Raw genomic sequence first — 20,462 nt, forward strand, 5'->3', positions numbered from 1 at the left:
ATTAGGCTCTTTCATTCCTTATCTATTTCGAACAGTAGAGATTAGAAGAACTCTCATCATTTTAATCAACGGTCGATAATTCTTGCTGACAAGACCAATAGCTTCAGCAATCAATTCAATCAGTATTAACAAGACAAGAATTAAAAAGAATCCCCCTAATAACTTCGCTTGTGAGAAGATAATCGCCATCAATCCAAAGAATGCCGCCATCGCATAGATAATCAAAACTGTCTGACGATGGGTAAATCCTAATCGCAATAGGCAGTGATGTAAATGCGATTTGTCTGGCGCAGATAATGGCTTCTTGTTAACGATTCGGCGAATAATCGCAAAGAATGTATCTGAAATTGGAACCCCAAGTATAATAATGGGTACGATAAATGATATCAAAGTTACGTTTTTAAAACCTAGCAAGGATAATACGGAAATCATAAAGCCAAGGAACAAAGCTCCCGTATCACCCATAAAAATCTTAGCAGGATGAAAATTATAGATTAAAAATCCAAGTGTGCTGGCTAATACAAGTGATGCCATGGCCGTAACAAAACCATCTCCCATAATGATCGCCATTCCCGAGATGGTGATTAAAGCGATGGAAGATACGCCTGCAGCCAGCCCGTCCAAGCCATCTATTAAATTTATCGCATTGGTAATCCCGACAATCCAAATAATTGTCAAAGGAATACTTAAGTAACCAAAAGTAATTTGGCCGCCAAATGGCAAGTTAATAAACTCCACATGCACTCCGCCCCAAACTACAACAATAGCTGCGGCGATGATTTGAGCAATAAATTTTATCTTTGCTGACAATTCATAAATATCATCAAGAATTCCTGTAAAGACAATAATTAAACTGCCAAGAATAATAGGCAATGCATAAGGACCTTCTGGCTGAAAGATGAGGAATCCTATTATAAAACTTAAGTAAATGGCTAATCCGCCAAGGCGCGGCATAATTTTCTGATGAACTTTTCTTTGGTTCGGTTTATCTGTTGCTCCTATTTTAAAGGCGAGTTTTTTGACTAAAGGAGTCAACAGTATGGAACTAATAAAACATAATATCAAGGTGATATAGATCATCATGATCCTCCTGATTTATCCTGCCAATACTATTTTCATAGATTAGTTGGCAAAATTCTATTTCCATTCTACAAATTTTTTAATAGATTCATTACCCTAGTTGCCCATTTGGATTATACCATATGTATTTTTTTCTGCAAATAGATATCTGTCGCTTGTAATCTTGTATACAAAAATGTTACTAATCTGTCAAATATTGTTTCACAAAAGAAAGTACCTTCTTTATTTGACAAAAAACGGTAACTTTTAGTTTTACTACTTAAGATGATATGGTTCGTAAATACCTCCTTATTTTATAAAGAAGGCATTCACGAACTTTCTATGAATATGGCAAATAGTTTTTGCTATGAAGCTTTTTTAAATAGTCGGTTAACAAATCCTTCAAATCTTCCCTCTGTAAAGCAAATTCGATCGTTGCTTGAAGGAAACCGAATTTATCTCCCACATCATAACGAATCCCTTCAAAGGCGTAGGCAAGCATCTTCTCGTGGGACGCCATTTTTCTTAGGGCGTCTGTTAACTGGATTTCTCCGCCATAACCAGTTCCCACCTCTTCTAAATAAGAGAATATTTCTGGTTTTAGCACATATCTCCCCATGACAGCGAAGTTTGATGGTGCATTATCTTTTGGCTTTTCAATCATATCTTTTACTTCTACAATGTTATCGGCTACTTTACTACCCGGAGCAATGACCCCATATTTATGAAGTTCCTCATCCGGCATAATTTTTGTGCCAATCACACTGCAATGGTATTTTTCATAAACTTCTAACATCTGTTTTAAACAAGGTTTGTCATTTTTAACAATATCATCACCTAATAAAACCGCAAATGGTTCATTACCAATAAATCTTCTTGCACAATGGACTGCATGGCCAAGGCCTAGTGGTTTCTTTTGGCGAATATAATGGATATTAACCATCGTCGAAATTTGTTTGACCATGTTTAAAAGTTCGTGTTTATTCTTTTCTTGGAGTTCCAATTCCAATTCAACAGAAAAATCAAAATGGTCTTCAATTGCCCGCTTATTTCTTCCAGTTACAATGATAATATCTTCAATGCCAGATGCCACCGCTTCTTCGACGATATATTGTATCGTAGGTTTATCCACAATTGGAAGCATTTCTTTTGGCTGTGCCTTTGTAGCTGGAAGGAATCTTGTTCCTAATCCAGCTGCCGGTATGACTGCTTTTTTAATTGCCATCGTTAACGCTCCTTTGATACCCTTTAAATATTTCAATTAACTGTGGCTTAACGGCTTCTGCCTCATACTCTTCCGCCGTTTTTAACGCTTCTTTCTGCATCCTTGCCTTTTGCTGATCATCCATGGTCATAAATTGAATCAGCTTATTTTTTAAGTCTTCATCATTGCCTACTTCAAAAAAAAGTCCATTTTCCCCATTACGTATGTAATCCAAAAGCCCACCAACTTTACTTCCGATGACGGGAACCCCGCAGGCCATCGCCTCAAGACCAACAAGACCCAAGCTCTCTGCTCTAGATGGGAAACAAAAAACCTCTAAGCAATTATAGATCTTACGTAGCTTTTCTTGAGGTAAAAGCGGGAAATAAACGATATCGTTTTCCAATTCTAGCTCGGCCACTAACCGTTCGTAATCCTTTTGCTGGCTCCCCTTCCCAGCCACAATTAGTTTCCAGCCTTGAAAATAACCTAAATCTTTCAACTTTTTCACCGCTGACAGGACAATTTCCCATCCTTTTCCGACATCAATTCGACCAACATAACCAATATACTTCAAGTTTGGATTTAGCTTAAGTTCTTCAAATACCTTTAATTTATTTTCTTCTTGATAAAAAATGTTTTTATTGACCCCACCGGAAGGGAAAACTTGAATCTTCACTTCTCCTACTCCATATTTTTCAGCAACCAGCCTTTTATACGCATAAGATGGTGTGATAATGACCGTCGAAATTTCCAACAGCTTTTTCACATAGGGCATATATTTTTCCTGCGTGGCCACCTGTGGGACTACATCACTACCGTGAACATTGGTAATAATGTTCAAATTACCTCTTAATTTTTTTAAAAAAATTAACGGTAAGGCATTGTGAACAGAAGCAAAGTGGATGTAAATGGCATCATATTTTCCAAATAGACCTTTTATTAATATTTTTAAATAATATAAGAGATAGGCCAATAGTTTTTTGGCTTTACCTTGACTTTTATGTAGCACGACTTTGTCAATTACCCATCCCTGATTTTTTAGGATTTCTTCTGTATTTTTTACAAAAATCCCAAAATTAGGATATTCCTTATTAGGATACATATTGGAAATTAGAAAGATTTTCATAAAAATCCTCATTTCTCTTATAGAAAGCATCTTATAGTTTCTTTAATAAATATTGACGAAAAAGCTAACGAAAGTGTTACATATACCAACATGGGAGACGAATGAAAGGCCGGGAGATGTCTCCCTGGCCTACAGCTGTCTCCAGACTATTGTTCCAGTTTCCATTTACACTTCTGAAAAGCAATTCCCAACAGCAGGAAAAAGTAAAGCATAAACGTGTCGTTTTCCAAAATATTATACACCGTACCGCCGACAATCACTGCTGTAAAGAAATAAACTAATAGCGGCCAGTAGAATTCCTTTCTCTGTTTTACAATGATCATCAATAAAAAATATGAGGTCATCAAAATGGATAGCACACCCAATATTCCGGTTTCCACCAGGATAAGAATATATTGGTTATCAGAATAGAAACTAGTTTCAATCTCATAATCATCATAAATGGGTGAGTAATATGAAAGCGTTGCTGCCCCTCCAAAAGTGGCAAAGCCTGTCCCGATAAGAGGGTGGTCTTTAAAAACCTCAATCGCCTTCTTTACATAGTAAATCCGCCCGCTTGTACTACTCTGACCAATTGTCTCTTCCGAAAAGGCATTTTTAAATCTCTTTACTTCTTCTTTTTCTTCTACCTTCTTCCCCTTCTCGCTCTTTTCCATATCACCGCTATCTTCGGCTAAATAATAGTCATAATATTGATTAGCCGCTTGGTTAACGGCAGTAAATAACCCAAAGGAAATAAGGAGAATGAGTCCAATTGGTACAAGTGGTCTCCATTGACGTTTCACTAAAATATATAGGATAAGAAAGACAATAAGCGTAAGCAATGTTCCGCGCGAATAAGTCAGCATAATAGTTGTTGCCATTAAAGTTAAACCGATATACACCAAATATTTAACTTTACCCTGAATTTGTTTAAGCAGAAGCAGGGTGACAATAAAAGCAATCACTAAATAAAGGGATAGCTCGTTCGGCCCCTTTAATAATCCATATACACGAATTCTGTTGGTCGGGGATAAAACCCATTCTTGCCATTCCTGAGGCATAAGCATCGTTTTATTCGAAATCTTTTCAATGATGCCCTGTAAGGAAAGAAGGATGGCAACACAAAAAGTAGTGATCGACAGAAGCCGTATTTTTGACATAGACAGTTCCATTCTTTTAACAACATAAAAAACAATATAAAATAAGAAATATGCTCTTAGCTGGAATATAATTGCTTGAAGAGTGACTCCTGTTAGCAAGGCGGATATAACACCAATGGCCGCAAAGGCAAAGAAGCACCATTCAAATGAATGGAAAGAAAACAGTTTTTTCCAATCTTTTCTGTAATCAAATAAGGTTCTAACTAATAGGAAAAAGATAATCATATCTCCAAGGATTTTAAATCCTGGATTGACGGTGATTAAAAAAGGACGAACCGGAATGAAAACTAATAAAAATAATAAACCTAGTTCTTTTTTTAAAATTCCGGCAACCGCAATGAGGAAGGAAATCGCCAGTGCTACCTTTGTATTTCCAATTAAAAGTCCAGCTATGACAGCTAATATTCCTATTAACAGAATTGAGAGTTCACGCTGATATAATTTCATTGAAATAACTCCTATATTTATATTCCTGTATGATAAAGGGCAAAAGTTTCCTCCAGCATTTTTTTCATTGTGAATTGTTCCTCAAAATGTTTCCTGCCTCCCATTGAAAGCTTTTGGACAAGTTCCGTGTCCCTAAACAGCTTCTCTAAGGCATCAACCATCTCCTGAGTGTTGCCATATGGAATGAGCAACCCGGTTTCACCATCGATAACAACCTCTTGAAGTCCTCCGACATTGGTGGCTATAACCACCCGGCTATACGACATTGCTTCTATGGCTACATAGGATAACGCTTCATTGCTCGAAGGAACAACCACGATATCACTTTTTAAATATAGCATTTCCTTTTCCGTACAAAAACCTTTGAAATGGACAAAATTTTCAAGGTTTAATTCCTTTACTAAAGAGACTAGTTCGTTCTTTTGGGGCCCTTCTCCATAAATATGACAAACCCAATTAAATTCAGGGTAGTGTTTTTTGAAGTGGGCTAGACTCTTTAAAAGAAAGACTTGACCCTTTTCTTCGCGTAGGCGTCCTACCACCGATATAACAGGCCTTTCGGACAGATGTGTTATTGGATAGGTGGCACTCGGGCCCTCCACACCGTTATAAATTAATTTTAATTTGGATGAGGAAACTCCCTTCAACTGAAGTTGATGATACATAAACTTTGATACAGTGATAACTTTATCATTGAATGAAGTCATAAATTTATTGAGAGTACGAATAGCAGCGCCCATCGGTACATCCACATGATACGTCCAAATCACCCTACACCGTGCTCCCAACATTTTGGCAAGAATGGCGAGATAATTTTCTCGTAAAAATTGGGCATGAACAATGGTTATTTTTTCTGCTTGGATAATTTGCTTAATTTTCTTGGCCGCGGCAAAGTCAAATGGGCCGGACATGTTAACCTGGAAAATCTTTAGATTGAGACGAAGAAAGTCTTCTAAACCCGGACCTTCCTCTGAATATATAAGGACACAATTTTCAGGACCCGCTGAGCGGATCAAATCAAGAACATATTTTTCGGTTCCACCTTTGCCGACATAGTTTAGTAAATAAAGTATTTTCGTCAATGGTAACCCCTCTTACCAAAAGAATATGAGTTTCTCTTACGAATCAAATTTTATGGTAACTTGATTCTGTCGTTTTAGCAAGTAATTAGTCGAAAATTTCCATTTGATAAACAAAAGAAACTCGCCGCTTAGGCGAGTGATGGGAAACTGAATTTTATTTTATTTCATTTATTGACACTTAACTTAAAAAGGAAGAGTTTCTTCACCAAATTCCTAGCCAGTTCTTCTCGAAGAAGTAGCAACATCAACATATAAAGCATGCTACCAAAAAGGAATTTAAGGACAATCTTCAGCAATAAAGAGGTTGGCCATTCACCTGACAGTACAATTACGAGAATGGCCATTACAACAGATGCCAGCAAATACATAAGGATTCCTTTTTTCATTTTCCAGTTGGGCTTAATGACATTTTTTAAAAACCACAGCTGGACGGCAAGAATTACACCTTCGGTTACAGTGGTCGCACTAGCTGCTCCAACTGCACCGTATTTGGGAATAAGTAATAAATTGAGAATCAGATTTAATAACGCTCCAATGACAATGGGCAAGGTATACTCTTTGTTCTTATTCATGGGTACAAGATACCAGGACCCAAAAATGACCCCCAACGATTTAAAAATAATAACCGGCGCCATAATCATCGCAATAGTCCCGCTCACTTGAAATTGGTTTCCCAAAAACCATTGGACAAAATCTTTTGCAATGACCAGAAAGCCGAACATAATCGGGAACACAAGAAACAGGGTAAAAGTGACACCGTCTCGAAGTATCTGATGTAGTTTATCCAACTGATTTTCCGCGATAAGGGAGGAGGTTCGAGGAAGCATGACAGTCCCAGATATATTAATTAGCGATGAGATCATATAAACGATTTTATATGCTTGCTCATAATAGCCTACTTGAGTCGTTGATGACAAAAAGCCTAACATCGTTTTATCAAGGACGGAATAAATCATGGCTGAAAAACTTGGAATAAACAGGATGAACATCTGTATTAAATGCCGTTTGAAGCCATCCATACTTCTTGTAAAACGCACATTCCGACCAAGTCGGTAAAACAAGGCGACGTTTCCAATCAAGACGGATGCTCCCATTATGATCGTGTACAGAACAACATCGTGTTCGTCTTTAACAAAAAGAAACACACTAACAAAGCCTAATAGCTTCAAAGTAATATTACGAGTAACGACTTTCTTAAATTGCTCTAAACCTTGAAACAGCCAAGTAATATCAAAAAAGGCAGCAATAAAATGCAAAGTCTGCCAATAAAAAACTTTATCCCCTTCCCAAAGAAACTGGACACAACTTACATAGAATAAAGTTCCTAGCATTAATAATCCCGTTCGAATCCAATATATTTCGCTGAAGGTACGTGACAACTGCCCAGAATTAGATTTAACCTTAGCAATTTCTCTCACACCATACAAATTCGATCCAAGTAGAAACACATTGATTAACAAGGTCACGTAAGAAAAGCTGTAGCTATAGTGTCCAACGCCATTAGGACCAAGCACCCGTGATATATAGGGAATCGTTAAAAATGGAAGACCAAGCAATATAAATTGCTGAATAAGCACATAAAACAAATTCTTTTTTATGGTGGTCATAGCTAAACCTCATATCTTTGGAATAACAATGGGAATATTAGCGAAGTTTTGCTTAAAAAATGAAAACACAAACATTCAATCATGAACTAGATCATTCATCAAGAATTCCTATCTATAGGGTATCAATATTCTTATTATTATAAAATGGGAGATTTTCCTAGTACTTTTGAATGATTGTACTTAACTTGACGAGTTCCTTGCCTTCCCAAATATAATCCACTTGCTTGCCATATAATTAATAAGGATGACCACTATATTAGCTATCACTTTCGCATATATTTCACCTACATGAACGAGTTCAATAAATAGATACATGAGAAACAAATCAAAGAGCAAACTGATTACACGAAAAAAATAAAACTGGATCAATTCCTTCTCTATGACTGACCAGGCAAATGATTGAGAATTGAAAACAAATCGTTTATTGGTAATAAAGGCAAATGCTACCGACAACACCCAAGCAAAAACCGTTGCAATTTGATAATTCCAACCGAAGTAACTCACCATAACCCAAAATAAAGCAATATTGACAATAGTTGTAAGAACTCCAAAAATAAGATAATTCATTATTTCTTTATTTAACATAACAAAACCTTCTTACCTATAAATATCAACAAATAGCAAAGTTACAAGTATATTGTAAACAAATCGATTGAGGATTATTAGAAAAGCGAAAGCGCCCTGATTAGCGGCGTATGACTTCCTCCCAAAAGCTATCGTTTTCGGTCGTGCGATGATAATCCTGCCGGAGCTTTCCTTGTGGTGCTCTTCAACTGAGATATAGGAAACACGAGGAGCCGTAAGGTGAATTGATGTTGACTTATCGTAAGGGAAGATCGAGGGGTGAGCAATCGTCATTTTTCAATGATACATTGATACATTCTTAACATATAAAAAGGATGGAGTTCCTAGTTAGAAAGACTCCATCCTCCCGATAAAGACATTATTTACGTCTTTTTAAAAATTTATCCTTTATTTTGTTTGTAATCAAAATGATGATTTCATCCTTGGTCAACCATAAGATGATAACATACATGATTATACAAGTTGCAATAATAAGTATGAACAGCCAAATAGTCCCGCTAACAAATGAACGAATCACAAGTGATACCGGAATAAACAGTAGCGAATAGACAAGGTATTTGAAATTCGTCCAAGACCATAACTGTAATGGGATTTGAAGGAATTTTCGAATATAAATATACTCACAAGCTATTAAGATAAAGTTGGCGATGGCAGTTGTTAGAATCGCCGTTTTAGCATCAAGCATCCCCAATTGAAGCAGTATGAAATTTAACAACAAGTTGGCCAGCCCACCGACAAATATGAATCGAACTAGGATGTTTTCCTTCTTTTTAATGTAAATAACCTGATTGGATAAAATTGATTCAAAACCGAGTGTAATCATATAAAGTGAAAACATTGCCAATACAGGGCCAGCGTCTACATACTCCCTTCCCCCATAAACCCGGACACCTAAGTCCGAAATGACGTAGAGACCGATCGCCGCCGGGAACAGGAAAGCTGAGTAGATTTTAGCTATTTTTTTTAGCAGTTTGAGATACTGCTCATTGTTCTCTCCACCCAATAAGAACGACAACCTTGGGATCGTCACTTGAATAATACTAAGCATAATGGCATTAATCATTGTTGTAATTTGCTGGGCCAGCGTATAGTAAGACACCGACTTTTCATCGACCATTTCCCCGAGCATGAACCTATCCAATTGTGTATACAAGATGTTCGCATTAGAAAAGATAACGACCAAAAATAGCGGTTTTAAATGTGGACGGAAGCTAATCTCCGAAAAATCAAATTTTATTCTTCGTTTAACATAAATAAAGCTGATAAAATTATTTAACCCAGTTGATAGTACTAACAATCCGACAAACATCAAGTAATCATCTGAGCTTTTAACGAGTGTCAGTAGTAAACCAACATAGATTAATTTGACAATCATCGTTTTAGCCGTAATAAAACCAAAATCTTCAAAGGCTTCGTTAACCCATTCCACGTAAAAGATATTTAGAAAAAAGTTGATAGCATAAACCATTAGGATCGGGAATAACGCCTTTTCTCCATATCCAAGGAAGGAAACAGCCAAATACGTTGCCAGTGTCACAATATTAGTAAGAAGACTGAAAGTAAATAGGCTAGTGAACAGCTGGGCCACCTTTTGCCGATCATTCTTAATGCGGCTTACCTCTCGTAGCCCATATTGATAAATACCAAAGGAGGCAAAAATAAAGAAGTAATTAAAAATAGTTTCCCCCAGCTTTACACTTCCAATTGCGTCGCGCCCCAGCGTCCGGTAGACATAGGCACCGATGATGACAGGAACGATCAAATTAAAAAAATTTAAAGCAATCTTGTAAATCGCATTTTTTAGTAATGATTTTTGCATAAAAACAGTCCTCTAATCAATAATTAGGGGCTGCCTATCTATGGAGGAGCTCCCTTTGACAAACCTAAATATATTCTTTAACAATAACCGGCTTATCAATTCTCTCGATATTATCAGGCGACTCACCAGCATTCCAATTTTCATCCTTTTGCATATAGGTTGGACCATAGTTATCAATGAGATATTGATGATAATTTTCCGGAATCTTAAACATTTCTCCCTTAAATTCATAATCCATTAACCCCGTAAAATACGAGGTTACTTTACTTGTCCGATACCCTCTAGCAATTTGATATGTTGGATGATTTTCAAATTCCATCTCAAAACCGATTTCACTGAAATAGCACCAAATGATGTCATTTTCTGCCTTCCAATAGTAAAAAATATCAATATGTAAACCATGAAGATGAAACGCCTGTTCATAAATTTTCCCGTCCATCTCATACTGTTTATAAAGCTTCACGCCTTTTTGCTCAAGAATCCTGACAAGCTCGGCTTTCTTTTTGTCATCAAAATCAAAACATCCAATATCCAAATCTTTATCATGTCCGATAAAATCTTTTTCACGTACGGCACCAAGCAACGTTCCGTAATCAAGCCAGAATTCCTCACCAATTTCCGCAAATGCCTCTTTCATATATCTAAGCATTTCCATGCCATATATATGCACACTGTCCTTTTGCTTTTGAAATTGAACTTGATCATATTTTCTCTTGATTTTGATTAATAGCGGATTTTGTTTAGCTGTGCTGTAAAATCGGCTAGCTCTTAAATGCTTGATAAATTGATTCACTAACCTGCTCATGTTCTCCTCCTTATACGCATGAAAAGCCTCTCTCTGAGAGTTGAGAAAGGCCTTTGAACACATTTATTTCCTTAACGTTTTCACTAGGAACATCGGTAAAATTAACTGCCTTTTCCAGCGCCACGGCTCTTTGACCAGGCGGTAAAACCATTCCAAACCTAAAGATTGAAAAAACTCCGGCGCCCTTTTCAAATTCCCTGAAATCACATCAAAGGAACCGCCAACACCTTGAAATACATATGGTGTCACTTTTTTCATATGATTGACAATCCAATATTCTTGCGTCGGACTTCCCAACGCCACAAAAAGTATTTCTGGCTGATGCCGGTTAATGGTTTCAAGAATAACGGATTCATCCTTTTCGTATCCATGTAATGTACCGACAATTTGAATGCCAGGAAACTGTTTTTCCAGTTCCTTTTTTGCCGCCTCGGCTACTCCTGGTTTTCCCCCGTACATAAATATCCGTTTTCCCTTAGCGGCAGCAACTTGGCAAAGCTTTAACATCATATCAATTCCCGTTACCCGGTTTTTGATTTTTCCGCCTTTTAATTTAGAAGCTAAAATGACACCAATACCATCGGGAATCTGATAATCGGCTGAATTCAACAGTTTTTTTAATTCCTCATCCTTTTGGGCCTTCATAATTTTTTCCGGATTAATGGCCACGATAAAAGACTTTTTCTTCTTTTCAATATCCTGTATTAATAAGGAAGCCAGCTCATCATAATTGTAATTACATACATCCACACCGAGAAAATTTTCTTTCATACTGAATCACCTATTTTTAGAATCCCCCAGCACATGGACATCAAAACCAGCTTTCATCCATGCTTCTCTTGGTAAACAATTCTTAGTATCAACAACAATTTTGGACCGTACAAGATTCGCGGTCTGCTTTGAATCAAGAATCTTAAATTCATCATGCTCCGTCAAGATTAAAACAATATCCGCCTTATTCAAAGTTTCTTCCAGATCCAAGGATTGCTGTGGCAGATTTTGTTCTTTTATATGGGGATCAAAAGCTGTCAATTCCAATTTCATATCACTTAAATGATGGATGACTTCAAGAGACGGACTCTCGCGCATGTCATCGATATTGGCTTTAAACGATAAACCTAAGACTGCAATTTTCGGATTGCTAATTTGTTGTTGCTCACAAATTGTTTTCACCTTGTTAGCGACAAACAGAGGCATGGAATCATTGGTCTGTCGAGAAAGGTGAATGATTTTTGCATTTTCCGGATCCAGTTCAACAAGAAACCATGGGTCGACTGCAATACAATGCCCACCCACTCCTGGACCTGGAAGATGGATATTTACACGCGGATGATGGTTTGCAAGACTAATTGCCTCCCATACATTTACCCCAATGTTCTCACTAATTCGTGCTAGTTCATTGGCAAAAGCAATGTTAACATCACGATACGTGTTTTCGATGACCTTAACCATTTCTGCAGTAGTGGCATCTGTTAAGAAAATTTCCCCTTTAACAAAGGCACGATATAAATCCCTCGTCATTTCTGAAGATTTTTCATTGATACCTCCGACAATCCGACTGTTATGAACAAGTTCTTCGAACACACGACCAGGGATGACACGTTCCGGAGAATGGGAAACAAATAATTCTGTTCCTATTTCCAATCCGCTTTCCTTTAATATTGGCAACATGATATCCTCAACCGTACGTGGCGGTACTGTCGATTCAAGGATGACAAGATTTCCCTTTTCAAGGTAAGGCACAATCGATTTGGTTGCGGCTTTGACATACTTCATATCTGCCGTTTTATCAGGATTAATAGGTGACGGAACTGCAATAATAAACACGTCCGCCTTTTCCGGTGTGGTGGAAACCGTTAGATTTCCACTGTCAATGGCAGCAATCAGCCGTTCTTCTAGTCCATTTTCTTCAATATGCAGCTGTTTATTTTGTATTTTTTGTACAGCAGCGGCATTAACGTCCACACCGTGTACTTTAAGACCATTATTGGCAAACATAACAGAGGTTGGGAGACCAATATAACCAAGGCCAATTACACAAATTTTATTCATAAAGTGACTTCCTTTCTATCATCCAATAAACTCATATTTTACTTTCACTGTTTATATACACATTGATAAGCTGATAAAAAACTTTTTTTCAACTAATTGTAACAAAAAACGCATGTAAATGAAACTCTGAGCCCTGAATGATGTCGAATCTTATCATTTCATTTACCATTCAGAATCACACAATAATTTACTATATTCACATCCAAAAAATAATGTGTCCTTATAAAAAAGAGAATGTCGTTCTACATTCTCCTTTCATCATTGATTATGGAAACATAGCACCGTCTTTACCAAGTCTATATGAACCTGTTTTCGTATTCGCTGCCATCCGTTCACTCTTTTCCCGTTTCATAATCTTAATAATAGAATTTATTCCTTCCCTGAACCCGCCCATTTATTTTTCCATTTTCAATAAAACTTCACGCTATCAAATGATTTATTTTTCCACTTAGCACAGACAAAATAGGTAGTTTCCATTTAGTATTACCTTTTAAATGATAAATAGTAATGAAATATTTCTTAGGTGCAGAATCTTTCCAAAACAGTATATGGGTGGCCAAAATCACATTTCTAATACAAAATTAGTCAACATGTGTATTTTATCCATTTCAAATAATAGAATATTGTAAAGCAGCTAAAATAACAAATAATAAATTAATAGAATCATTTTTTATTTTTTCCAAAAAATGAAAGACAGAGATAAGCTCTCTGCCTTTTACTATTTACTTTATCCATGCCCCGTCCTTACCGAGAACATATCCATCAATGGTTGTATTTTTAGCCATGATACCATTGCCGTACATATAGTACCATTTACCACCAGTAAACACCCATCCAGTTGCCATTCTACCGCTTGAATTTAAAAAGTACCAATTACCGTTCCAATATAGCCAACCTGTTCTCATGTCACCACTTGAATTTAAATAATACCAGCCGTTGTCATAAGCCCATCCTGTTTTCATTGCACCATCAGAACCTAGCAAATACCATTTCCCGTTATCTTTCACCCAACCAGTTTTCTTGACGCCATTTACATAATAATACCATTTACCATTTGAATACTTCCAGTAGCTGTCCTCTACTACACGTTTGGCACCAATATATCTTTCAGCATAATAAGATGTGGATAAAGAACTGATCGTTACTTTATCTGCACCACTGGATGCATGAACAAATTGATTGTCATCCAAGTAAATGCCTACATGGGATGGTCCTGCCTTATAAGTAGTAAAGAAAACAAGGTCACCTGTTTCCAACTCACTTTTTGATACAGGTTTTCCTACATTATAGATATCTGCAGCCGTACGTGGCAAGGAAACACCGACTTGCTTATATGTATAATTAATAAAGCCAGAGCAGTCAAAACCTTTTGGTGATGTACCTCCCCAGACATATGGGGTCCCAATTAAACTCCGACCAACCTTCGCCGCCTGTTCACCTTTAGATGCAGCCTCAGCCTTATGTCCCCCAACTAGACCTCCTAGAAGTAGAGAACATGAAAGTAACCCACTAATTAATAACTTCTTCATGACAACCTCCGACTAGAACTCTCTCATTTGTTAATTCTAGTATCTCATAAACCATACTAGATTTAATTTACAGTTCATTATTAATACTATTACAGCAATATTTCAAAAACTGACATTTTTCGACTATTTTCATAGAAGTTATTCATGAAGCAATGACAAAAAGCGAGGCAGACATATAATTTCCTGCCCCGCTTTACGATCTATAGTTATTCAATTAATGTGTTCTTAACTTAAATAACCATGTTTTACTCTTCAACCAACTTTTTTACTTTTTCTAAATCCTCCAAAGAGTCAATTTCATAGCTATCATTAGGATGAATCTCCTGGAGGTAAACGTTCAATTTACGAATATTATCCTTGACGATATCATCCCAGTATAAGTTTTTAAAATCCCCACCAGCGACCGCTTCTTCTAGCTTCTTGACTATATACCGACCGTCTTCTTCGGTCCAATAAGAGACTCCACAGAGGATGTAATCATTCTCACCATCTCCTGGGATGAGATCGGTTATTTTATAATGTTCATCAAAACGAATCATCCATTCGTTTGTAAATTCGGGCTTTCTTGCACTAAAATACATGGAAGTCTTCGGATTCTTAAGTAAAAAATTACGATTTAAATAGTTATCGGCATCAATGACATAGGAATCTGGAAGATATTCCCTAACTAAATACATCGTGTAAATATTGTTATAAACATCATATTTGTCATTATGGACAAGTTTGACGCCGTATTTTTCTTTTAAATACTCAAACTTCTCGGTTAAATAACCAGTGACAACAATGATTTCATGAACACCGACTTCCTGTAAAAATTCAATCTGTTTCTCTAGCATCGGTTTCCCGTTAATTTCAACTAATGATTTAGGGGTGGTTAAAGTGATAGGACGTAATCTCGTTCCCATTCCTGCTGCTAATAAAATGGCTCTCATTTTATTTGCTCTCCTGTATTTATTTCGTTTATCGTTTTCCGAGTTGGCAGTGCCATCATCGAGCCAACGTATTCTATTATACCAGAAATGATTTATCTCTTCATTTCACATAGGAGTTCGTTTATGACCGGATCAGTTAAATTTTTACGTGCTCGATTCAACCGTTCCATACCATAAGTTCCAAAGTCGTCTCCCTTAGCTTCCTTATAAATCGTCCACATTGTCCAAAGATAATCTTGAAAAATTTTATTTAAAATTAGCCTTTGTTTCATTTCATCCGTAATCGGCTCACCATCAAAATAATGAGCTAAAAATATTTTTTCCTCTTCAGGAGAAAGGGACGATTCTAAGATATGGGAAGCAATATCCCAAGCTGGATCATTTAATCCACTATATTCCCAATCCAATAAATAAAGTTTTCCTTCACTCATGACGATATTTTGCGGGGCCGGATCGATATGACATGGCACAAGTGGAATATCCATTTTCTGATAGAATTCTTTTAACGCCATCACTTGGGCTTTTACTTCATCCATCCCATCAAATGGCTGGCCATTCGCTTCATACATGAGCCTTTCATATTGCTCCATTTTTTCAAAAACATCAAAACAGTTTTCCATTGGCATATCCGATTGATGTAACCGCTTTAACATCTCTGCAGTTAATTTCATAAATGTTGGCTTTTGCACCATTTCTTCAGTTAGCGTGACAGCTCCTGGAATCATTTCGACAATCTTTATCCCAGTCTCTTCATCAAAAAATAAAATGTCTGCGTAAAAACCATATTCGCTGGCCAGAAGAGAATTGAATTTCTCTTCTTTTCTATTAATCATCTCGCTTGTTCCCTTCCCAGGGATTCGGATAACATATTTTTTTCCGTTCAATACCAATGGATAGTTTTTATTAGTCATACTCCCTAATGGCTCTGTATTTCTTACTGCTTCATAAGCAATTTTTAGGGCAGCTTCACTAGTCTCGGCATCTTTTAATAATTGAATGAATGTTGGTTCCATTTTTTCTCCCCTCCATTTTGAAAAAAAAAACGGGTACACTGACCCGTTTTACTTACTCACAGCCAATAACTTATTGACTTTTTCAAGGTCCTCTAAAGAATCAATTTCATAGCTGTCATCCGGTTGAATTTCTTGTAAATAGACATCGAGCTGATCCAGATTGTTTTTAACAATTTCATCCCACCAAAACTCTTTAAAGGCTCCGCTTTCAATCATTTCTTCCAGTTTTTTGACGATATATTCCCCATCTTTCAGGGACCAGTACGAAACACCACAAAGAATGAATTCATCGTGACCGTCACCAACTTCAATTCTTGTTACTCTGTTATTTTTGTCGTGACGGATCATCCATTCTCCTTTAAAATTCGGCTTTTTCGCACTAAAATACACGGAGCTCGCCGGATGCTTTAATAGAAAATTCCGATGTAAATATACATCCGTATCAATAACATAGGAATCTGGAAGGTAGTCCTTGACCAAATACATGGTGTAAATATTGTTATAGACATCATACTTGTCATTATGAACAAGCTTGACTCCATATTTTTCTTTTAGGTACTCAAATTTTTCAGCTAAATACCCGGTAACGACAATAATTTCTTGAACCCCTACTTCCTGTAAAAATTCGATCTGTTTTTCAAGCATTGGTTTTCCATTTATTTCAACCAACGGTTTCGGGGTGGTTAAAGTAATAGGGCGTAGTCTCGTTCCCATCCCTGCTGCTAATAAAATGGCTCTCATTTTATCTGCTCTCCTGTATTCATTTCGTTTACTGCAATCATTCTTTCAGCACGGCTTTCCATTGGCGGAAGAAAAATGACTTTCTTGACAAAATCCTAGAATAATGTAAAGCTTTATGCCGTTTTCCTTCGGCCAAATATATTCATCCACTTTAATTCTTCCGGAGTTGCTACGGTTATAATGGAACCAGCTAAAATCATAATGCTATAAAATACTAGCTTAACAGTAATATCTGTGCCAAGAATGAGAAAGCTTAACAAAATAGCCCAGGCAGAATAAGAAATATTTAAAGCCATCGCCCGAGTCGGCCCGAGTGTATTAATCGCTTTATAGTAATATACATAGGAAGCCGTTCCTGAAAGGGCAATCACAGCAATTAAGAAGATTTCACTGCTTTGAAGCACCGTTCCCACTAGTGGATACCCTTTGAAAATTGGCATAATTATCACCGCATACGTAACAGCAGAAACAAGCTGGCGAATCTGCAATGCCTGTTCAGGTGAAATTTCATCATCCTTCATACCATAGGCTAAAATAACACACTCCATTCCCCAGCCGAAGATCGCCAGTAAAATAAATGTGAAACCTAGAACAACATTTGGAGACGTCTCTCCACCTGCAAATCCTAATAAGAAAATAAATAATATGCTTATGAATAATCCAATCCAGTTTTTTATCGTTAAGCGATCTTTTAATAGAATGAAAGCGAAAAAGGCTCCTACCGCTGGATAAACGGCAGAAATGGAAGCTGAGAGGGAAGCCCCCAAATATTTTACCGCAAGGACATACCCCGTCATGCCGATTGGCCCACCTAATAGACCGCCCAACATGACCCAACGTCCACTTCTAGTAAATAATTTTTGAAAAGGGACTTTAAGCTCTCCACGAATCGCCAAATAAATCATCATCCAAAAGCTTGAAAGCATATCGTGTAGGAAAGTACTGACTAACGGAGCAAGAAAAATGACCTGTTCCGTTGACATAAATAAGGCACGAGATAACACCATTCCTATTAAAACCGTGTCAAGCGCCCAAGTAAATCCAGAAAATAAACCATAAAACAACCCTTTATTTTTTGATTTCATACATCATTCCCCTTATCCATTCATGATTGACATTCTTTCTTGCTCGGTTAAAGCGGTCTATTCCATAGGTACCGAAGTCGTCGCCTTTTGCTTCTTTAATAATGGTCCAAATGCTCCAAAGAAAGTCTTGGAAAATTTTATTCATTATCACCCTTTGTTGGATTTCGAGAGGGATATCATCTGTTTGCAAATATAGCGATAAAAACAGCTCCTCATCCTCTTGAGTGAAATCACATTCGAGCGAATGAGCGGCTACATCCCACATCGGGTCATTCATTCCAGCATATTCCCAGTCAATCAAGTACATTTTGTCCTGACCGCTTTTCACGAAATTCTCGGGAACTAAGTCATTGTGACAAGGTGCCAACTCGATCTTCATCCTTTGATAGATTTCCTTTAAGGCCATGACTTGGGCTCTTACTTCATCAAAGTGTGGATAAGGCGTTCCCCCCGCAGCCTTCATTAGCTCCTCATACTCCGTGATTTTTTCAAAGACATTGAACTCATTAGCCATTTGTGCCCCAGAATGGTGCAGTTTTCTTAATACCGCAGTAGTCAGCATCATGTAATCTTGGCGTTTGGCCGTTTTTGGATTTAATGTTTCTGCATTTGGAATAAGCTCAGAAATTTTAACACCTGTTTCTTCATTAAAATAGATGAGGTCGGTATCAATACCTAATTCGCTTGCGATGGCTGAGTTGATTTTCTCCTCTTTACGGTTAATCATCTTCTCCGTACCATTTCCTGGAATTCTTAAGACATATTCTTTGTTTTGGATGGTTACTTTAAAGTTCTTATTGGTCATTCCACCAAATGGTTGAATTTCCTTGATGTCTTCATAATTAACATCAAGCGCTTCAATTAAATAGCCTTTAATTTGATTTTCGCGATACTCTGCTTCCTTCCGTTTTAAAATCTGATAAGTTTTATTGGTAATTACTTCATAATCTTGCTGGCTATCTATTTCTCCCCAAACAAGGTTGTGCATTTTTAAATAACCAATATTGTAATGTCTTGCTACATCTAGGAGCATGTATTCATAATTCATATACGGATTTTTATTGTATTCTTTAAACTCCGTAACCATTTTCGAAAACACTTCATAGGATAATTTGCTGATCCCTACCATTTCTCCATCAACATGGTTAAATTGATGGATGTCCTTCGAAACTTTGTATACATATCCGTTTCGGATTTCCACGAACGCTTCATCACCTGAACCGCTTTCATTCGTAATTAGAATGGTATCGCGCTGCGGATAAGACAAGAGCTCCTTGATTGCACGTTCCTCAATTAAAATATCATCCTCAATCAAGAGGAAATCCTCTGAAATATACTCATGGGCAAGTGCCAATGACGCCATCGATCCGGTCCATTTATATTTCGGATTATGAACAAATTGAAACTGATTGAATTCTGGTATTTCGCGAAACGCTTCTTTCTTATAGCCCGTTACGATGACAATATGATGAATTCCATTTTCCTGAAGGATTTCAATGTTTCGTTTTAGTAACGGAATTCCATCAAATGTCATTAAACCAGCCGGTTTGCTAAAATCTTTTCTCTGGCCTGCAGCCAAAATAACCGCTTGTTTAATTTCAGTTAGTTGTTCCTGGTGGATATTAACCTTTTTTTGGTGAAATTCTTCAATACCCTTTTGCAGAAATTCAATACCTTTTTCGGTTAAAAAATATCTCATATTTCGGCCACTTTTTTCATTGAAAAGGTAGCCGTCTTCCATTAAATCATTAATTAAATAATTGACCTTTCCAATGGAAATCCCACACAATTCAGCCATTTTTTTTTGATTTAATTTGGCATTTTTGTTAATCGCCTCTAATAATTGAAACAAGTGCTGTTCCATGCACAATTCCTCCGATATATTCAAAAATTGAACATATCATCATTGTACCCCACCCCAAAACCCATGTAAATAAAAATTATTAGAAAAGCGAAAGTCCCCTGATCAGTGGCGTATGGCTTCCTCCCAAAAGCTATCGCTTTCGGTCGTGCGATGCTTAGCTGCTGAAGCCTTCCTTGTGGTGGCCTCCAACTGAGATATAGGAAACACGAAGAGCGTTAGCGATTCGATGTTGACTTATCGTAGGGCGGAGACCGAAGGCGTCTCGTCGCTAGGAGGCTGGAGCTAGACAATTCTCAAAGTCAAAAAGATATTTTCTCATCTAACCAGAAAAGCGAAAGCGCCCTGCCCAGCGGCGTATATCCTCCTC

At 37.1% G+C, this 20,462-nt stretch carries 18 protein-coding genes; all 18 read right to left on the reverse strand.

Going from position 1 to position 20,462, the window contains the following annotated elements; genetic code table 11:
* Nucleotides 1-18 precede the first annotated feature (18 nt).
* A complete protein-coding gene (locus tag G4Z05_RS01015; protein WP_163250066.1) occupies nt 19-1,080 on the reverse strand; it encodes a glycosyltransferase family 4 protein in 1,062 nt (353 codons plus the stop codon).
* Nucleotides 1,081-1,399: 319 nt separating this feature from the next.
* Complete coding sequence (gene galU / locus G4Z05_RS01020) at nt 1,400-2,284, reverse strand: UTP--glucose-1-phosphate uridylyltransferase GalU (RefSeq protein ID WP_163250068.1); 885 nt, start codon at nt 2,282-2,284, stop codon at nt 1,400-1,402.
* Nucleotides 2,274-3,392, reverse strand: coding sequence for a glycosyltransferase family 4 protein (locus G4Z05_RS01025; RefSeq protein ID WP_163250069.1), 1,119 nt, complete (start codon nt 3,390-3,392; stop codon nt 2,274-2,276). The genes galU and G4Z05_RS01025 overlap by 11 nt, the downstream gene beginning before the upstream one ends.
* 146 nt (nt 3,393-3,538) lie before the next feature.
* On the reverse strand, nt 3,539-4,981 hold the full coding sequence (locus tag G4Z05_RS01030) for an O-antigen ligase family protein (RefSeq protein ID WP_163250070.1): 1,443 nt from the start codon (nt 4,979-4,981) through the stop codon (nt 3,539-3,541).
* A 17-nt stretch (nt 4,982-4,998) separates the two neighbouring features.
* Nucleotides 4,999-6,063, reverse strand: coding sequence for a glycosyltransferase (locus G4Z05_RS01035; protein ID WP_163250071.1), 1,065 nt, complete (start codon nt 6,061-6,063; stop codon nt 4,999-5,001).
* A 164-nt stretch (nt 6,064-6,227) separates the two neighbouring features.
* A complete protein-coding gene (locus G4Z05_RS01040; RefSeq protein WP_163250072.1) occupies nt 6,228-7,670 on the reverse strand; it encodes a flippase in 1,443 nt (480 codons plus the stop codon).
* Between the two features lie 180 nt (nt 7,671-7,850).
* On the reverse strand, nt 7,851-8,255 hold the full coding sequence (locus G4Z05_RS01045) for a GtrA family protein (RefSeq protein WP_163250073.1): 405 nt from the start codon (nt 8,253-8,255) through the stop codon (nt 7,851-7,853).
* Between the two features lie 358 nt (nt 8,256-8,613).
* Entirely contained in the window at nt 8,614-10,074 is a 1,461-nt protein-coding gene (locus tag G4Z05_RS01050) for an oligosaccharide flippase family protein (RefSeq protein ID WP_163250074.1), read from the reverse strand.
* A gap of 64 nt (nt 10,075-10,138) precedes the next feature.
* Nucleotides 10,139-10,879 (reverse strand): LicD family protein, encoded by a 741-nt coding sequence (locus G4Z05_RS01055; RefSeq protein WP_163250075.1) that lies wholly within the window; start codon nt 10,877-10,879, stop codon nt 10,139-10,141.
* A gap of 63 nt (nt 10,880-10,942) precedes the next feature.
* Nucleotides 10,943-11,650, reverse strand: coding sequence for a WecB/TagA/CpsF family glycosyltransferase (locus G4Z05_RS01060; RefSeq protein WP_163250076.1), 708 nt, complete (start codon nt 11,648-11,650; stop codon nt 10,943-10,945).
* Between the two features lie 6 nt (nt 11,651-11,656).
* On the reverse strand, nt 11,657-12,931 hold the full coding sequence (locus tag G4Z05_RS01065) for a nucleotide sugar dehydrogenase (protein ID WP_163250077.1): 1,275 nt from the start codon (nt 12,929-12,931) through the stop codon (nt 11,657-11,659).
* A 265-nt stretch (nt 12,932-13,196) separates the two neighbouring features.
* Nucleotides 13,197-13,325 (reverse strand): hypothetical protein, encoded by a 129-nt coding sequence (locus tag G4Z05_RS16580; RefSeq protein WP_276207616.1) that lies wholly within the window; start codon nt 13,323-13,325, stop codon nt 13,197-13,199.
* Nucleotides 13,326-13,653: 328 nt separating this feature from the next.
* Nucleotides 13,654-14,460 carry a C40 family peptidase gene (locus G4Z05_RS16330; RefSeq protein WP_205597386.1) on the reverse strand — a complete coding sequence of 269 codons (807 nt, stop codon included), beginning with the start codon at nt 14,458-14,460 and terminating at the stop codon, nt 13,654-13,656.
* Nucleotides 14,461-14,705: 245 nt separating this feature from the next.
* On the reverse strand, nt 14,706-15,392 hold the full coding sequence (locus G4Z05_RS01080; RefSeq protein WP_163250078.1) for a sugar phosphate nucleotidyltransferase: 687 nt from the start codon (nt 15,390-15,392) through the stop codon (nt 14,706-14,708).
* A gap of 92 nt (nt 15,393-15,484) precedes the next feature.
* Nucleotides 15,485-16,405, reverse strand: a complete 921-nt coding sequence (locus G4Z05_RS01085; protein WP_163250079.1) for a choline/ethanolamine kinase family protein — start codon at nt 16,403-16,405, stop codon at nt 15,485-15,487.
* 48 nt (nt 16,406-16,453) lie between these two features.
* Complete coding sequence (locus tag G4Z05_RS01090) at nt 16,454-17,146, reverse strand: sugar phosphate nucleotidyltransferase (protein WP_163250080.1); 693 nt, start codon at nt 17,144-17,146, stop codon at nt 16,454-16,456.
* 113 nt (nt 17,147-17,259) lie between these two features.
* Entirely contained in the window at nt 17,260-18,231 is a 972-nt protein-coding gene (locus G4Z05_RS01095) for a DMT family transporter (protein WP_163250081.1), read from the reverse strand.
* A complete protein-coding gene (locus G4Z05_RS01100; RefSeq protein WP_163250082.1) occupies nt 18,215-20,095 on the reverse strand; it encodes an NTP transferase domain-containing protein in 1,881 nt (626 codons plus the stop codon). Before G4Z05_RS01100 ends, G4Z05_RS01095 begins: the two co-directional genes overlap by 17 nt.
* Nucleotides 20,096-20,462: the final 367 nt, after the last annotated feature.

Origin of the sequence: Neobacillus thermocopriae, from assembly GCF_010975035.1 — a bacterium.
GTDB lineage: Bacteria > Bacillota > Bacilli > Bacillales > Cytobacillaceae > Neobacillus > Neobacillus thermocopriae.

What these genes read in the sequence shown, in the direction of transcription:
- G4Z05_RS16330 (WP_205597386.1), bottom strand. Translation starts at nt 14,460, where the DNA reads ATGAAGAAGTTATTAATTAGTGGGTTACTTTCATGTTCTCTACTTCTA.
- G4Z05_RS01045 (WP_163250073.1), bottom strand. Translation starts at nt 8,255, where the DNA reads ATGTTAAATAAAGAAATAATGAATTATCTTATTTTTGGAGTTCTTACA.
- G4Z05_RS01025 (WP_163250069.1), bottom strand. Translation starts at nt 3,392, where the DNA reads ATGAAAATCTTTCTAATTTCCAATATGTATCCTAATAAGGAATATCCT.
- G4Z05_RS01080 (WP_163250078.1), bottom strand. Translation starts at nt 15,392, where the DNA reads ATGAGAGCCATTTTATTAGCAGCAGGAATGGGAACGAGATTACGTCCT.
- G4Z05_RS16580 (WP_276207616.1), bottom strand. Translation starts at nt 13,325, where the DNA reads ATGGGCGGGTTCAGGGAAGGAATAAATTCTATTATTAAGATTATGAAA.
- G4Z05_RS01050 (WP_163250074.1), bottom strand. Translation starts at nt 10,074, where the DNA reads ATGCAAAAATCATTACTAAAAAATGCGATTTACAAGATTGCTTTAAAT.
- G4Z05_RS01065 (WP_163250077.1), bottom strand. Translation starts at nt 12,931, where the DNA reads ATGAATAAAATTTGTGTAATTGGCCTTGGTTATATTGGTCTCCCAACC.
- G4Z05_RS01090 (WP_163250080.1), bottom strand. Translation starts at nt 17,146, where the DNA reads ATGAGAGCCATTTTATTAGCAGCAGGGATGGGAACGAGACTACGCCCT.
- G4Z05_RS01085 (WP_163250079.1), bottom strand. Translation starts at nt 16,405, where the DNA reads ATGGAACCAACATTCATTCAATTATTAAAAGATGCCGAGACTAGTGAA.
- G4Z05_RS01030 (WP_163250070.1), bottom strand. Translation starts at nt 4,981, where the DNA reads ATGAAATTATATCAGCGTGAACTCTCAATTCTGTTAATAGGAATATTA.
- G4Z05_RS01055 (WP_163250075.1), bottom strand. Translation starts at nt 10,879, where the DNA reads ATGAGCAGGTTAGTGAATCAATTTATCAAGCATTTAAGAGCTAGCCGA.
- G4Z05_RS01040 (WP_163250072.1), bottom strand. Translation starts at nt 7,670, where the DNA reads ATGACCACCATAAAAAAGAATTTGTTTTATGTGCTTATTCAGCAATTT.
- galU (WP_163250068.1), bottom strand. Translation starts at nt 2,284, where the DNA reads ATGGCAATTAAAAAAGCAGTCATACCGGCAGCTGGATTAGGAACAAGA.
- G4Z05_RS01015 (WP_163250066.1), bottom strand. Translation starts at nt 1,080, where the DNA reads ATGATCTATATCACCTTGATATTATGTTTTATTAGTTCCATACTGTTG.
- G4Z05_RS01060 (WP_163250076.1), bottom strand. Translation starts at nt 11,650, where the DNA reads ATGAAAGAAAATTTTCTCGGTGTGGATGTATGTAATTACAATTATGAT.
- G4Z05_RS01100 (WP_163250082.1), bottom strand. Translation starts at nt 20,095, where the DNA reads ATGGAACAGCACTTGTTTCAATTATTAGAGGCGATTAACAAAAATGCC.
- G4Z05_RS01095 (WP_163250081.1), bottom strand. Translation starts at nt 18,231, where the DNA reads ATGAAATCAAAAAATAAAGGGTTGTTTTATGGTTTATTTTCTGGATTT.